This is a genomic window from Exiguobacterium sp. SH0S1, from assembly GCF_004337165.1.
GTDB classification, from domain to species: domain Bacteria; phylum Bacillota; class Bacilli; order Exiguobacteriales; family Exiguobacteriaceae; genus Exiguobacterium; species Exiguobacterium aurantiacum_A.
The window spans coordinates 1-12626 of the sequence record NZ_SJVC01000005.1; the positions used below are offsets into that span (position 1 = coordinate 1).

Genomic DNA, 12626 nt, shown 5'->3' on the forward strand with positions numbered 1-12626 from the left:
CTGACCGCCCCCAGGAAAGCGGCGTGCCGGACAGGGCGGCTTGAAGGGAAATGAAAGCAGAGGAGCGCCATCCCATCCGGGATGACGCTCCTCTGCTCAAAATTATTTGAAGTTTTTCAGTGCCCTCGGATAGATTCTGAGGGCTTTTCTGCTGCCCGGTGCCTTTGTCGACTAAGTAAATCTGGCCATTCCCGTCTCATACCAAGACGGTCACACTTCATCGTTCGGGCAAGCACGGAGCTGCTGTTTCACACGTGAACCGTTCCCCCTACATGGTGTGTGATCGCTGCTTCATTCGGCTCGAACACGCCCGCTTCGGTGATGAGTCCGGTGATCAGTTCAGGCGGTGTGACGTCAAACGCCGGGTTAAAGACGGTGATCCCGACCGGCGCCGTAGGTTGTCCGCCGATATGGGTCACTTCTAGCGCGCTCCGCTCCTCGATTTGAATCACATCGTCCGCCGTCAAATCGAACGTCGAATGCGGGGCCGCGACGTAAAACGGGATCCCGTAATGTTTAGCCAGGACGGCGAGCTGAAGCGTGCCAATCTTATTGGCGACGTGACCCGTCCGTGTGATGCGGTCAGCGCCGACGATGATGGCGTCGACCCCTTTCGCCTGAATCGTCCAAGCGGCCATATTGTCGGTGATGAGCGTGACGTCGATGTCGGCCTGGTCGAGTTCCCAGACGGTCAGGCGTGCCCCTTGGAGGAGCGGCCGCGTCTCACAAGCGAAGACGTTAAACGCGATACCTCGCTCTTTCCCGACGTAAAACGGAGCGAGCGCAGTCCCGTAACGCGACGTCGCGATCGCCCCGGCGTTACAGATCGTTAAGACGTTCCCCCCTGCTGGCAGCACCGTGAGCGCATGCTCCCCGATGGCCCGATACGTGTCGACGTCTCGCTCGAACAGCGCGATGGCCCGATGTTTGATGTCAGTCGCGATTCTTTCAAAGTCGTCTCCGACGTTGAATCCGAGAAGCGACTCGATCACGTTTTGAAGATTGACCGCCGTCGGTCGCGTCGCGATCAACCGACGGCCGACGAGGTCGAGCCGGCGTGTGAAGTCCGGGTCATCTTGAAGCCGGACCGCTTCTTTCGCGAGCACGAATGCGCCGAAATAGGCGATGGCCGGCGCGCCTCGGACTTGTAACGTCTCGATGGCGTGCTCCGCCTGTTCGAGCGTCGCGATCGTCACGTACCGCTCCTCATGGGGCAGTAACGTTTGGTCTAAAATGACGAGCTCGTCCCGGGACGGTTCGAAGCGAATGTTTTGGACTGTCATACGCGTACCCCCGCTAACAGCGTCACTAATTCATCGATCGAACGGATATCGTGGCGCTGTTTAATGAGCGTCGTGCCGAGCGTGAGCGCTTCCCGTTTCCGCTCGAGCCGGACCGTTTCCGGTAACGTCTCGAGGTCATTGACTCCGGCGAGGCCGATGGTGCGGCGAATCAGTTCGCATCCGGCATAGCCAATCGTGTCGCTAAAGATGGTTTGAAGTAGTTCATCGACGAACCCGTCCGTGTTGAACGGTTCGACCGCCGTCTCAAACTTCGTCCGGAACGTCTTCTCAAACGTCTCCCATACCGTCAATACGTCGGTGAACCGCTCGAACCGTTTGAGTGGGTCATGGAACGTCGATAGCGTCAAATGGGCGACAATTTGCCCGATGTCAAAGCCGAACGGTCCATAAAAAGCGAACTCCGAATCGATGACTTTCGTCTCTTGTTGCGTCGCGAAGATGCTGCCTGTATGTAAGTCCCCGTGCAAGAGCGCGTCGTGTTTCGTGACGAAACCGACTTTCAGTTTCGTGACCTCCACTTTCAATTTCTGGTCACGCCAAAGCGCTTCGACGTCCTGACGGAGCGCGGTTTCGATGTTGTTCGATTCGGCATCTTTGTACGGATCGGTGAAGATCAGTTTTTCAGTGATATCGCATAGTTCCGGGTTGTAATAATCCCGTTCTTTCCGCTTCTTCTCAATCGGGCCGGCCGCATAGTCGGACGTCTCAAACAACGTCTGTCCTAAAAACTCACCGATGTGACGGGCAAGTTCAGGATACGTTTTCCCTTCCAAATAGCCCGTCCGGACGATATCAAAGTCAGACAAGTCTTCTAAAATCGTGTAGGCGAGCGTTCGGTCACTGCCGAGAACGACCGGGACGAAACGCGGGACGACGCTGGCGAATTCGCGCAACGCGAGCTGCTCGATCCACGCCCGTTCAAGTGTGAGCGGCCAACTCTCGCCGACGACTTTCGCATACGGTAGCGCCTGCTTGACGATGAGGCTCGTTTCGCCTTGACGGATGCGGAAGACGAGGTTCAAGTTGCCGTCCCCGATCTCCTCGCAATGCGCGATGCCCCCATCTTCGAGTAACCCTAACGTTCTGACGTGCTCGACGACTGTCTGTTCTGTAAATGGTTGATAAGCCATGTCTGTTTCCCCTTTCGGTATATTCCCCACAAAAAAAGCCCCTTTCTCCGCGAGAAAGAGGCACAGCCGTAACGGTTGTTCCTCTCATCTGTCAGACGTATGTCTGGTGGATGTAGCACCGTGCCTACTGGTCGGTTGCTGCGGCATCATCGGGCCAATTCCCTCTGCCAACTCGCGATAAGAGTGTCGTATTCGATTGTGTGAACTTGTTGTGATGAATATTACGGACTCGACCCCACCTTTGTCAACGGCAATTTGCTGGAGCAACGGTCACTTTTTTTATGCATATATGGTAACAACGAACTCAAACTTTTTTTCTCAAAAAAAGGAATTGACGAACCGGATATTGTGTGACAAAATTCAATTAAATTTCACAACTTCAAAATACATTCTTATCAAGAGCAGACGGAGGGGACAAGCCCGATGATGTCGCAGCAACCGACCCGATTGGGCACGGTGCTAATTCTTGCAGCGTAAGCTGAGAGATAAGAGTTCATTTTTTTATGATGACCTCTTGCCTCGGCATGGGGTCATTTTTTGTTTGACCGGAAGGAGGAACGAACATGAGTATTACTGCCACATATGAAATCAGCCGGACGGACCGCGTCGCGACTGTCGCCGAGAAAATCGCCCTCGAACTGACCGTCGGCACGTGGACGGAACTGCCTCACCTAGAGCAAGAACAATTAAAGGCGTATCGGGGCGAGGTCGTCTCAACGACGCATACGGAAACAACGAGCCGCTTCACAATCCGTTATCCGCTCCATAACGTCACGCCCGACTTCTCATCCATCTTGACGACGACGTTCGGGAAATTATCGCTCGATGACTCGGTACGCTTGATCGACTTAACGTTACCCGAAACGCTTGCATCTGAATTCCCCGGAGCAAAGTTCGGTGTTCAAGGCGTTCGTGAGTTGCTCGACGTACATGATCGCCCGCTCGTCATGAGCATCTTTAAAGGGATCATCGGCCGTGATTTACGCTTCTTAGAACAGCAACTTCGAGACCAGCTCGCCGGCGGCATCGACATCGTCAAAGATGATGAAATCCTATACGACAACCCGCTCACTCCGTCGCTTGAACGAGCTAAAATCGGGGCGGCCGTCATCCAAGAACAGTTCGAAACGACCGGGAAACGTTCGCTCTATGCCATCACGCTCAGCGGTCCGGTGTTCGGGCTGCGTGACCAAGCGCTCCGCTTGATCGAGGCGGGCGCGACGGCACTGTTGTTCAACGTCTATACATACGGGCTCGACACACTCCGCGAACTCGCGAGCGATCCAACAATTAACGTCCCGATTTTGGCGCACCCCGCGTTCGCCGGGGCCTTGACCGGCTCGATCAGCCACTCGCTCTTGCTCGGAAAATTGATCCGCCTCGCGGGGGCCGACTTGACGCTGTTCCCGTCCCCATACGGTTCACTTGCGACACCGTCTGATGAGGCGTTCACGATTCGGGATGGCAGTGCTCGGCCGCACTGGACGAAACCGATTCTACCGGTCCCATCGGCCGGTATCCATCCGGGGCTCGTCCCGGACATCATCCGTGATTTCGGCACAGACGTCGTCATCAACGCCGGCGGCGGCATCCACGGTCACCCAGACGGCGCGGCCGCCGGGGCCCGGGCGTTCCGACAAGCGATTGAGCAAGTATTGGGCGTGGCGAGCCAGACGAACGAGCTCGAGGCCGCGTTAAAGGCGTGGTCAAAACAATGACGATTCACATCTTGTGTGACTTCGATGGGACGATCACGGCCGAGGACAACATCATCGCTTTGATGCGGGCGTTCGCACCGCCCGAATGGCACGCGCTCAAAGACGATGTGCTCGCTCAAGACATCTCGATCCGCTCCGGGGTCGGGCAGATGTTCCAGCTGTTGCCGAGCGCTGACGCTTCGGCGTACCGTGACTACTTGCTGGACCGCATCACCTTGCGCCCAGGTTTCCCAGCATTTTTGGAAGAGATCCGAGAACATGGCTGGAAGTTCGACGTCGTCAGCGGCGGCATGGACTTTTTCGTACACCCGATCTTGCAAGACCACGTCGCGCCGGACCACATCTACTGTAACGTCGCCGACTTCTCAGGCGAGACGGTACGCGTCGACTGGCCCTACGCCTGTGACGCGCATTGCACGAATGATTGTGGTTGCTGCAAACCGACAATCGCCCGGACGATCGTCGATCCCGTTGATCGCTTGATCGTCATCGGTGACTCGGTGACCGACTTCGAGATCGCCAAACGGGCCGATTTCGTCTACGCCCGTGGGCAACTCATCACGCTCTGTGAAGCAGAAGGCATCGCCTACGCCCCGTTCGAGACGTTCGACGACATCACCCATCACATGAAGGAGGTGCACGTATGAGCGTGACCGCACGTTGGCTTGAACTCGCCGACATTAAAGACGAACTCGCCGCGCGCGACTGGTTCCCCGGAACGAGTGGCAATTTGGCGATTCGTGTCTCCGACGACCCGCTGACCTTCCTCGTCACGGCGAGCGGACGCGATAAACGAAAACGGACCGCGGACGATTTCGTCCTCGTAGACGCGGCCGGCAGGTTACTTGGCGAACAAACTGGTAAACCGTCCGCTGAGACGCTGTTACACGTCGAGGTGTTCAACAAGACCGCGGCGGCGTGTTCACTCCACGTACATACGGTCGACAACAACGTCATCTCCGAGCTCCATGCCGTGAACGGTGAGGTCGTCTTCACGGGGCAAGAGATCATCAAGGCACTCGGGTATTGGGAAGAGGACGCGGTCGTCCGGGTCCCAATCATCGACAATCATGCCGACATCCCGACGCTCGCGGCCGCCTTCGCGCCTCACGTCCATTCAAGCGCCGGTGCCGTCCTCATCCGTAATCACGGCATCACGGTCTGGGGCGAGACGCCGGCTGCGGCGAAACGTTATTTAGAAGCATACGAATTTTTGTTCAGCTACACGTTAAAACTACGCGCCTTAGGCGTCCATTCATAAGGAGGAACTATCTATGGCAACTGTCTATTTCCAACAAACCGAAGAACGTCTCGTCGACCAATCTGAAGTGAACGTATTTTTAGAATCGCGCGGTATTCTGTATGAGCAGTGGGACATCGCTAAACTTCCGATCGCGCTTCAAGAAAACTACGAACTGACGGCCGACGACAAGCAAGCCATCCTCGCAACGTTCCGTGACGAGATTCAAGACGTGTCGGAGCGCCGCGGCTATCAAACGGCCGACGTCATCTCGCTGTCTGACGCGACACCGAACTTGGACGAACTGCTTGTCAACTTCCAAAAGGAACACCATCATACGGACGACGAGGTCCGCTTCATCGTCAGCGGGCACGGCATCTTCGCCATCGACGACGCCGAACGTGGCTACTTCAACATCGAACTCAATCCGGGCGATTTGATTTCGGTCCCGGTGAACACGCGCCACTACTTCACGCTCCAAGACGACCGCCAAGTCGTCGCCGTCCGCATCTTCGTGACAACAGAAGGCTGGGTGCCGATCTACGAGAAGCAAGACGTGACTGCCTAACAAAAAATCCTGCCTTCCGCATACGCGAAAGACAGGATTTTTTTTAATGCTTGACCGCTGTCGGTTTGGAAGAGAACCAACCCCAAACAGCAATCCCAACCATGACCGACCAGAAGAACAGTGTCCAACCTAACGAGTGGACGAAACCGTCTGGAAGACCCATGAACGCGAACGGTGTACCGGCAATCAATTCCTTGAAGCCAGGGTGTTCGAGGACGAGTACCGTCAACTTCACACCGACCCAGCCGACGATGAGGAAGGCGGCCGTCTCCAGTGTCGGACGTTGATGCAGCAACTTCACGAAGACGCGGGCCGCGAATCGCATCAAGATGACCCCGATGAGTCCACCCGTCAAGACGACGAAGAATTGACCTGAGTCGATTCCACCGATCTCTCCAAGACCGAGCGGCGGCAAGCTGACTGCGAGTGCGACCGCTGCCAAGATCGAGTCGACCGCGAAAGCGATGTCGGCGAACTCGACTTTTACGACCGTCCACCAAAACTCTTTTTTCGTGACCGGCTTCTCGGTAATTGCCGTCTCTTCTTTCGCCTCGGCAGCGAGGTCTTGTCTTGGATCCATCTTGCGCGCCTTATACGTCATATATAGATGTCGCGCGCTCATCCCGATCAAGTAAAGGGCACCGAGTGCTTGGACTTGCCAGACGTTGATTAAGAACGAGATTAAGAATAATGCGATGAAGCGGAAGACGAACGCTCCTAATAAACCGTAGAATAGCGCTTTCTTCTGTTCTGTCCGCGGCAAGTGCTTGACCATGACGGCCAACACGAGCGCGTTGTCTGCAGATAGTAGCCCTTCAAGACCGACGAGTACGACGATGATCCAGGCGTACTGCAGGATTAACTGCCAATCCATTAAAACATCCCCTTTTTGTTTGTGTTCCTTCATATTTAAAAGTGATCTATTTTTAAGTTCACAGGAACATTTTATTCCCGTGCGCAAATTAAATCAATCTTCTTTTATTCAATGTCTGAAGTTTTTTCCGCGGAGCAGGTTCAAAGCACGTTCGCGAAGCAAAATGATACCCAGTTTGTATCCATTTCGTGATAAAATCCTAACAAGAACGAGTGGCGGTCATTTGCCCTCTTAAAAAAGGAGAATCCGATTATGTCTACAAGCCATGTCGCTTTACCTACTAAAGCAGAACGACATAAACTATTCGGCTCGGTCCCGCCGGTCAAAGGTACGAAACCGACAGAAAAAGATAAAATGGTCGATCTTCAAAATACACCTAAGAACTTCTTGTTCGCACTCGACAGCGTCGGGATCTCGAACGTCAAACATCCCGTCAACATCGAAACTCCAGACGGCATCCAAGCGACGGTCGCAACGTTTGAATTAACGACATCACTCGTCCAAGATCGGAAAGGCATCAACATGTCCCGCTTGACGGAACAGCTCGACGCGTACCATACGCAAGGCTGGACGTTATCAAACCGCTCGCTCATCGAGTTCGCCCAAGAACTCGCCGAGCGCATGGAACAAACGGAAGGTCAATTGACGGTCCGCTACCCATGGTTCTTCAGCCGAAAAGCACCGGCGACGGGCCTCAGCGGTCTTATGAACGCCGACGTCATGCACAACGTGACATACAACCTCGAGACAGGTATGGCGAGCGTGACGGTCGGCCTCGTCATCAACGTGACAACGCTATGCCCATGTTCAAAAGAGATCAGCGAATACAGCGCCCATAACCAGCGCGGCTACATCACAATCGAAGCCGGTCTTGACGAAGCGTCGCTCGACGGCTTCGACTGGAGACTCGCATTGCTCGATGCGGCGGAGTCGAACGCATCGGCACCACTTCACCCGGTCTTAAAACGTCCGGATGAGAAACGGGCTACAGAAATCGCTTACGAAAACCCACGTTTCGTAGAAGATATGGTCCGCTTGATTGCAGCCGACTTGTACGAGATGAAACAAGTCGTCAACTTCTTCGTCGAATGCCGAAACGAAGAGTCGATCCACCAGCACGACGCGATCGCGTCAATCACGTTCGATAAACGTGACAACTAAAAACGAGTGAAGCCATGTACTTGGCTTCACTCGTTTTTTTACACACTTTGTATGAGGCGGATCGTCAACAAAAGGACGATCAGGACGATCCACACCGCCCAGATGGTGCGCCATCTGTTCCAGTCGAGACGCTTCACGAACGCGTACACCGTCAAATAGAGGACGATCAAGAGCGGAATGACGACCCACGGATTGTCGAGCATCACGCTTCGACGTCACCGTCCCAAGCGAGCATGCCGCCCTCGACGTTGACGACTTTGAACCCTTCCGATTCCAAATAGTCGCACGCCGTCTGGCTGCGTCCGCCCGAGCGACAGATGACGTGATAGACGTTGTCTTGCGCGAGCTTCTCGGTCACGCCCGGGAATTCAGACAGCGGATAGAGCGGCACGTTCGGGATATGGCCCGCGTCGTACTCGTCTTGTTCGCGCACGTCGATGATGTGGAGCGACTCCCCGTTCTCAAGCTTTTCACGTAATTCGGTTGCATGGATGCTTTGCATGCTGTTTCCCCCTTAAATTGTTATCCCCTACTAGTTTACCTCAGTTTCGTGTCGGACAAACTCCAATTGATGGTCGTCTCGTCATCGCAGTAGAAACCTTTCAGACCACAACGTTCGACCATGTCACTTACCCAAGACTGACTGCCGCAAAATAAAGTGAAGTGGCTATCCCATGGCGGTACGATGAGCCAATCATGCTGATAGCCGAAAAACGTGCGATGATTCATGTCCCATGTATCGGCTGCAAGAACTTCTCGAATGTTGATAAGATGGCGCTCCGTACAAAACTCGTCGCCGCTCCATATCCATTCTTCTCCCGTCTCCAGAAGCGCCCTTAATACCCGATTCTTTAAGAAATCAGACAGCTCGCCTTCGCCAGGTGGGAGTAAATTCTCGCGCTCGCAAAATTCGATGATTCGATTTGCGCCTTCTTTATCTTCGGCATGCGGTTTCAACGCCCCAATCATCGTTCGGAGTGCGTGATCGATACGTTTGACGTCTTCAAAACCAAGTTGGCGGCGCATATCTTCCCATGCGACGGCACGAAAATGCTGTTCCACTTCGTTTTTGTTCATCTCGACATATCGGTCAATTGCTTTAGGATCTTCTATCGGTCCGAGAAACGGATGGTACGCGACGAACACTTCTTCAAACACGCCCTCATAGTAAGTTTTAATCGGAAAATCATCTCCACCGCCGAACATGGCGTAGCGATGTCCTTCCGGTAAAGTGATGGCTCCCTCAATCTCCTCCATGTGACCGCCTCCTTTTCCAATAGTTTACAACTACGCATCAAAAAAAGCATCCTCCGCTGTGGGAAGATGCTTCTGACTTACGCTTCGTTGCGCTCGTCAATCGCTTGTGCCGCTGTGATGAGCGTCAATTTATAGACGTCTTCTTCATTACAGCCACGCGACAAGTCGTTGACTGGCTTGTTGAGACCTTGCAAGATTGGTCCGATCGCTTCGAATCCGCCGAAACGTTGAACCATCTTGTAGCCAATGTTCCCGGCTTCGAGGCTCGGGAAGACGAACACGTTGGCGTTACCGGCGACGTCAGAGCCCGGTGCTTTCTTCGCTGCCACGCTCGGGACGAACGCTGCGTCGAACTGAAGCTCACCATCGATTGGAAGGTTTGGCGCTTTCTCTTTGGCGAGACGCGTCGCTTCGATGACTTTCTCGGTTTCAGGCGACTTCGCCGAACCTTTCGTCGAGAAGCTGAGGAGCGCGACTTGCGGCTCGATGCCGAACGTCTTCGCCGTCAACGCTGACAAGTAGGCGTTCTCGGCAAGGTCGGCCGCATCCGGTGCGATGTTGATCGCACAGTCCGAGAAGACGTATTGCTCATCGTCACGTACCATGATGAATACACCTGACGTCTTTTTGATGCCTTCTTGCATCTTGATGATTTGAAGTGCCGGACGGACCGTGTCGGCCGTCGCATGCATCGCACCCGAGACGAGACCTTCCGCTTTGCCCGTGTGGACGAGCATCGTACCGAAGTAGTTCACATCTGACGACAACAATTCACGAGCTTGTTCAGCCGTCGCTTTGCCTTTACGGCGTTCGACGAACGATTCGACGAGCGTGTCGATATCTTCGTATGTCGCTGGGTCGTACTGTGTCAAGTTCGAGATATCAAAGCCGTGTTTCGCTGCGACTGCATCGATGTCCGCTTTCGGACCGACGACGATTGGGTTGACCATGCCGTCATTTTTTAAACGGACTGCAGCTCCAAGGACGCGCTCATCGACGCCTTCTGCTAAGACGATGGTCGGACGAATCGGGCTGACTTTTTGCTTCAACGTGTCAAATAATTTCATGGTAAGTGAACTCCTTTTCGATTGGAAGATATCTATGTTTTCTCTTTAGGACACAATTGTCCGTATGCGTGTTTTATTATACACAGTCCTTTTTTTAAAATAAACTATTCTGCCCATATCGTCATAAATCGCTTGAAATCAGTCATTATATGAATAGAACAGTTATGTATTTATGACTGATACAGGTTGCTGTGAAGCCGTTTACATTTCTGTGTCCGCTTTTTCCTTTCCCCGGTCTCGATTGTGATTACCCTCACAGACAGCGCCAAATTTGCCAGGCGGTAAAGTGTCTGTGGTAAAATAAACAGCGAAGCCAAGTCTTGAAAGGAGTTTTTTCATGTCAGAACGTCCAGCACCGACAACCGAAACACAGCACGCAGCCGCCACATTAGACGGTTGGTATACGCTCCATGATTTCCGCTCGATCGATTGGACACGCCTAAAAGCAGTCGACAAAGAGGCGCGTCAAGAAATGATTGAGGAGTTCGTCGCCTTCCTCGCCTCGCTTGAAGACGTCGAAACACGCGGAGAAGGCAGTCACGCCTTCTATTCAATCCTCGGTCAAAAAGCGGACGTCGTCCTCATGGTCCTTCGTCCGACGTTCAAAGAACTCGAGCAAGTCGAACTCGCCCTTCGTAAGACGAAACTGTACGACTATATGATCCCATCGTACTCTTACGTCTCGGTCATCGAGCTCGGCATGTACCGTGGCTCTGGTGACGGAGATCCATACGAGAACCCGCACATCCGCTCGCGCTTGTACCCGACGTTGCCGAAAGCAGCCCACATCTGCTTCTATCCGATGAGCAAGGCGCGCCGTGACGAGGACAACTGGTATACGCTGTCGATGGACGAGCGGAAAGACCTCATGTACCGTCACAGCATGATCGGCCGCAGCTATGCCGGCAAGATCCAGCAGTTCATCGGCGGATCGACCGGATTTGACGGCTGGGAATGGGGCGTCACGCTCTTCGCGGAAGACTCGCTCCAATTTAAGAAGATTGTTTACGAGATGCGTTTCGATGAAGTCAGCGCCAAATATGGGGAGTTTGGTGACTTCTACGTCGGAAACATCCTTCCAAAAGAAGAACTCGGCACATTCCTCGGTTGATTGAGGTTTACGCATCGACCCCCTCGGGAAACATCGTTGTAGAGGCACTTACAACAATGATCAATGAGGTGAACAACGATGCGCGTGTTCAAGGAATCAGATCGAGACACTGCAAAACGTTTAGATTCGTTCATTGAACGAATGACCCCGACAGCAGAGCTAGTCCAAATTCGATTTGAACAACAATTACAACATACACAGCGAAAGGGTCAGGCGAAAGCCTGACCCTTATTTTGTCTTCGCGTGAAGCGCGTCGCCAAGGCACGTCGCTAATTCAAGCATGCCGTATTGACCTGCCTTCGCTTCCGCGTCCGAGTTATAGTTCGTATTCGTGTTGACGTCGTACGCATAGACGTTACCGTCACGGTCTTCGATAATCTCGATCCCCGCGACTGCGATATTATTTTTTACCAAGAACGCTTCTAGTTGATCGATGATCGGATCGGCAAACCCGTCGACGATTTCAAATTTGGCCGGCGGCGTCTCGCCGACCGGGCAGAATTGGTCTTCAATCGAGCACGCATCCGCCGGGCATAGTTCGAACCCTTCCGACGTGTCGACCCGTACCGCGTAGAGGAACTTTCCGCCGATAAATTCACAGCGCGTGATGAACGGTTTCGGCGCTTCGATATATTGTTGGATGAGCGTGATGCCATCGACCGAGTCCTCGAACGCCGGTCCGTACACATACCCTTTCAACGCCTCAATCGAATGGAACAGCTGCACGCCAAGCCCTTTACCGGCCCGGTTATGCTTCGTGATGAATGGGCTCATGCCAAGCTTCTCGGCCGCCTCGATGATTTGTTTTTTTCCGACGGCAGCGATCGTCCTCGGCACACGGATCCCTTCTTGACGAAGCGCCGTATACTGGTTGACCTTGCTCACTTCGAGGCGAATCGCCCGTGTCCCGTTGAAGACGGTCCGTCCGTTCGCCTCGAGCCAGGCAAGTACCCCTTCCGTCAGCTCTGGCGCGTAGCGATGCCCGCGCGTATGTGACGACGCACTCATCCGGTTATAGAACACACCATCTGGCGGCGTCGCTTCAATATCGATGATTCCTTCATCTAAATGCCACAGTTCATATGGAAGCGATAACTCCTCGAGCCGTTTGACGAGATGGTCCGTCCACTCATTATTTTCATGCAAGACGTGAATTTTAGCCATATGAATCCCCCTTTGATACTCCTAATGTACCA

Annotated in this window: 14 protein-coding genes and 2 riboswitches; of the genes, 6 read left to right on the forward strand and 8 right to left on the reverse strand. The window is 53.7% G+C overall.

Annotated features, from left to right (window positions below; all coding sequences use genetic code 11):
• Positions 1-248: 248 nt before the first annotated feature.
• Together mtnA and mtnK are read right to left on the reverse strand one after the other, a co-directional pair.
• Positions 249-1283, reverse strand: a complete 1035-nt coding sequence (gene mtnA, locus EVJ20_RS11685; protein WP_131508268.1) for an S-methyl-5-thioribose-1-phosphate isomerase — start codon at positions 1281-1283, stop codon at positions 249-251.
• The gene (mtnK, locus tag EVJ20_RS11690) at positions 1280-2434 is read right to left on the reverse strand and encodes an S-methyl-5-thioribose kinase (protein ID WP_131508270.1); all 1155 of its coding nucleotides are present in this window, start codon (positions 2432-2434) and stop codon (positions 1280-1282) included. Before mtnK ends, mtnA begins: the two co-directional genes overlap by 4 nt.
• An 81-nt stretch (positions 2435-2515) precedes the next feature.
• A riboswitch (SAM riboswitch) is annotated at positions 2516-2618 on the reverse strand.
• A gap of 205 nt (positions 2619-2823) precedes the next feature.
• A riboswitch (SAM riboswitch) is annotated at positions 2824-2926 on the forward strand.
• 71 nt (positions 2927-2997) lie between these two features.
• Here mtnK and EVJ20_RS11695 point away from each other — a divergent pair.
• The 4 genes from EVJ20_RS11695 to EVJ20_RS11710 are packed head-to-tail and all read left to right on the forward strand — an operon-like array spanning position 2998 to position 5960.
• Complete coding sequence (locus EVJ20_RS11695; RefSeq protein WP_131508272.1) at positions 2998-4152, forward strand: 2,3-diketo-5-methylthiopentyl-1-phosphate enolase; 1155 nt, start codon at positions 2998-3000, stop codon at positions 4150-4152.
• Positions 4149-4799: a 2-hydroxy-3-keto-5-methylthiopentenyl-1-phosphate phosphatase gene (locus EVJ20_RS11700; protein ID WP_131464715.1), complete on the forward strand. Its 651-nt coding sequence runs from the start codon at positions 4149-4151 to the stop codon at positions 4797-4799. The genes EVJ20_RS11695 and EVJ20_RS11700 overlap by 4 nt, the downstream gene beginning before the upstream one ends.
• Positions 4796-5413 carry a methylthioribulose 1-phosphate dehydratase gene (locus EVJ20_RS11705; RefSeq protein ID WP_131464717.1) on the forward strand — a complete coding sequence of 206 codons (618 nt, stop codon included), beginning with the start codon at positions 4796-4798 and terminating at the stop codon, positions 5411-5413. The genes EVJ20_RS11700 and EVJ20_RS11705 overlap by 4 nt, the downstream gene beginning before the upstream one ends.
• A 13-nt stretch (positions 5414-5426) precedes the next feature.
• On the forward strand, positions 5427-5960 hold the full coding sequence (locus tag EVJ20_RS11710) for a cupin domain-containing protein (RefSeq protein ID WP_131508274.1): 534 nt from the start codon (positions 5427-5429) through the stop codon (positions 5958-5960).
• Between the two features lie 43 nt (positions 5961-6003).
• On the opposite strand, the gene EVJ20_RS11715 is transcribed toward EVJ20_RS11710, so the two are convergent.
• Complete coding sequence (locus EVJ20_RS11715) at positions 6004-6834, reverse strand: TerC family protein (RefSeq protein ID WP_131458846.1); 831 nt, start codon at positions 6832-6834, stop codon at positions 6004-6006.
• 252 nt (positions 6835-7086) lie between these two features.
• On the opposite strand from EVJ20_RS11715, the gene folE2 reads away from it, so the two are divergent.
• The gene (gene folE2, locus EVJ20_RS11720; protein ID WP_016508342.1) at positions 7087-7995 is read left to right on the forward strand and encodes a GTP cyclohydrolase FolE2; all 909 of its coding nucleotides are present in this window, start codon (positions 7087-7089) and stop codon (positions 7993-7995) included.
• A gap of 38 nt (positions 7996-8033) precedes the next feature.
• Here folE2 and EVJ20_RS15180 read toward each other — a convergent pair whose 3' ends face one another.
• From EVJ20_RS15180 to pta, 4 genes are all read right to left on the reverse strand, one after another.
• Positions 8034-8201 carry a hypothetical protein gene (locus EVJ20_RS15180; protein WP_161567604.1) on the reverse strand — a complete coding sequence of 56 codons (168 nt, stop codon included), beginning with the start codon at positions 8199-8201 and terminating at the stop codon, positions 8034-8036.
• Complete coding sequence (locus EVJ20_RS11725) at positions 8198-8497, reverse strand: rhodanese-like domain-containing protein (RefSeq protein ID WP_016508292.1); 300 nt, start codon at positions 8495-8497, stop codon at positions 8198-8200. The genes EVJ20_RS15180 and EVJ20_RS11725 overlap by 4 nt, the downstream gene beginning before the upstream one ends.
• A 35-nt stretch (positions 8498-8532) precedes the next feature.
• Complete coding sequence (locus EVJ20_RS11730; RefSeq protein WP_131490281.1) at positions 8533-9252, reverse strand: DUF2711 family protein; 720 nt, start codon at positions 9250-9252, stop codon at positions 8533-8535.
• 77 nt (positions 9253-9329) lie between these two features.
• Positions 9330-10319, reverse strand: a complete 990-nt coding sequence (gene pta / locus EVJ20_RS11735; RefSeq protein WP_070329128.1) for a phosphate acetyltransferase — start codon at positions 10317-10319, stop codon at positions 9330-9332.
• 337 nt (positions 10320-10656) lie between these two features.
• Here pta and hemQ point away from each other — a divergent pair, with 337 nt between their 5' ends.
• A complete protein-coding gene (gene hemQ, locus EVJ20_RS11740) occupies positions 10657-11430 on the forward strand; it encodes a hydrogen peroxide-dependent heme synthase (protein WP_131490282.1) in 774 nt (257 codons plus the stop codon).
• A 228-nt stretch (positions 11431-11658) separates the two neighbouring features.
• Here the strand turns inward: hemQ and EVJ20_RS11745 are convergent, their stop codons facing one another.
• Positions 11659-12594, reverse strand: a complete 936-nt coding sequence (locus EVJ20_RS11745; RefSeq protein WP_131508276.1) for an ATP-grasp domain-containing protein — start codon at positions 12592-12594, stop codon at positions 11659-11661.
• Positions 12595-12626 lie beyond the last annotated feature (32 nt).

Bases quoted from the DNA above. Each gene is read 5' to 3' on its own strand.
- mtnA (WP_131508268.1), bottom strand. From the start codon at position 1,283: ATGACAGTCCAAAACATTCGCTTCGAACCGTCCCGGGACGAGCTCGTC.
- mtnK (WP_131508270.1), bottom strand. From the start codon at position 2,434: ATGGCTTATCAACCATTTACAGAACAGACAGTCGTCGAGCACGTCAGA.
- EVJ20_RS11695 (WP_131508272.1), top strand. From the start codon at position 2,998: ATGAGTATTACTGCCACATATGAAATCAGCCGGACGGACCGCGTCGCG.
- EVJ20_RS11700 (WP_131464715.1), top strand. From the start codon at position 4,149: ATGACGATTCACATCTTGTGTGACTTCGATGGGACGATCACGGCCGAG.
- EVJ20_RS11705 (WP_131464717.1), top strand. From the start codon at position 4,796: ATGAGCGTGACCGCACGTTGGCTTGAACTCGCCGACATTAAAGACGAA.
- EVJ20_RS11710 (WP_131508274.1), top strand. From the start codon at position 5,427: ATGGCAACTGTCTATTTCCAACAAACCGAAGAACGTCTCGTCGACCAA.
- EVJ20_RS11715 (WP_131458846.1), bottom strand. From the start codon at position 6,834: ATGGATTGGCAGTTAATCCTGCAGTACGCCTGGATCATCGTCGTACTC.
- folE2 (WP_016508342.1), top strand. From the start codon at position 7,087: ATGTCTACAAGCCATGTCGCTTTACCTACTAAAGCAGAACGACATAAA.
- EVJ20_RS11725 (WP_016508292.1), bottom strand. From the start codon at position 8,497: ATGCAAAGCATCCATGCAACCGAATTACGTGAAAAGCTTGAGAACGGG.
- EVJ20_RS11730 (WP_131490281.1), bottom strand. From the start codon at position 9,252: ATGGAGGAGATTGAGGGAGCCATCACTTTACCGGAAGGACATCGCTAC.
- pta (WP_070329128.1), bottom strand. From the start codon at position 10,319: ATGAAATTATTTGACACGTTGAAGCAAAAAGTCAGCCCGATTCGTCCG.
- hemQ (WP_131490282.1), top strand. From the start codon at position 10,657: ATGTCAGAACGTCCAGCACCGACAACCGAAACACAGCACGCAGCCGCC.
- EVJ20_RS11745 (WP_131508276.1), bottom strand. From the start codon at position 12,594: ATGGCTAAAATTCACGTCTTGCATGAAAATAATGAGTGGACGGACCAT.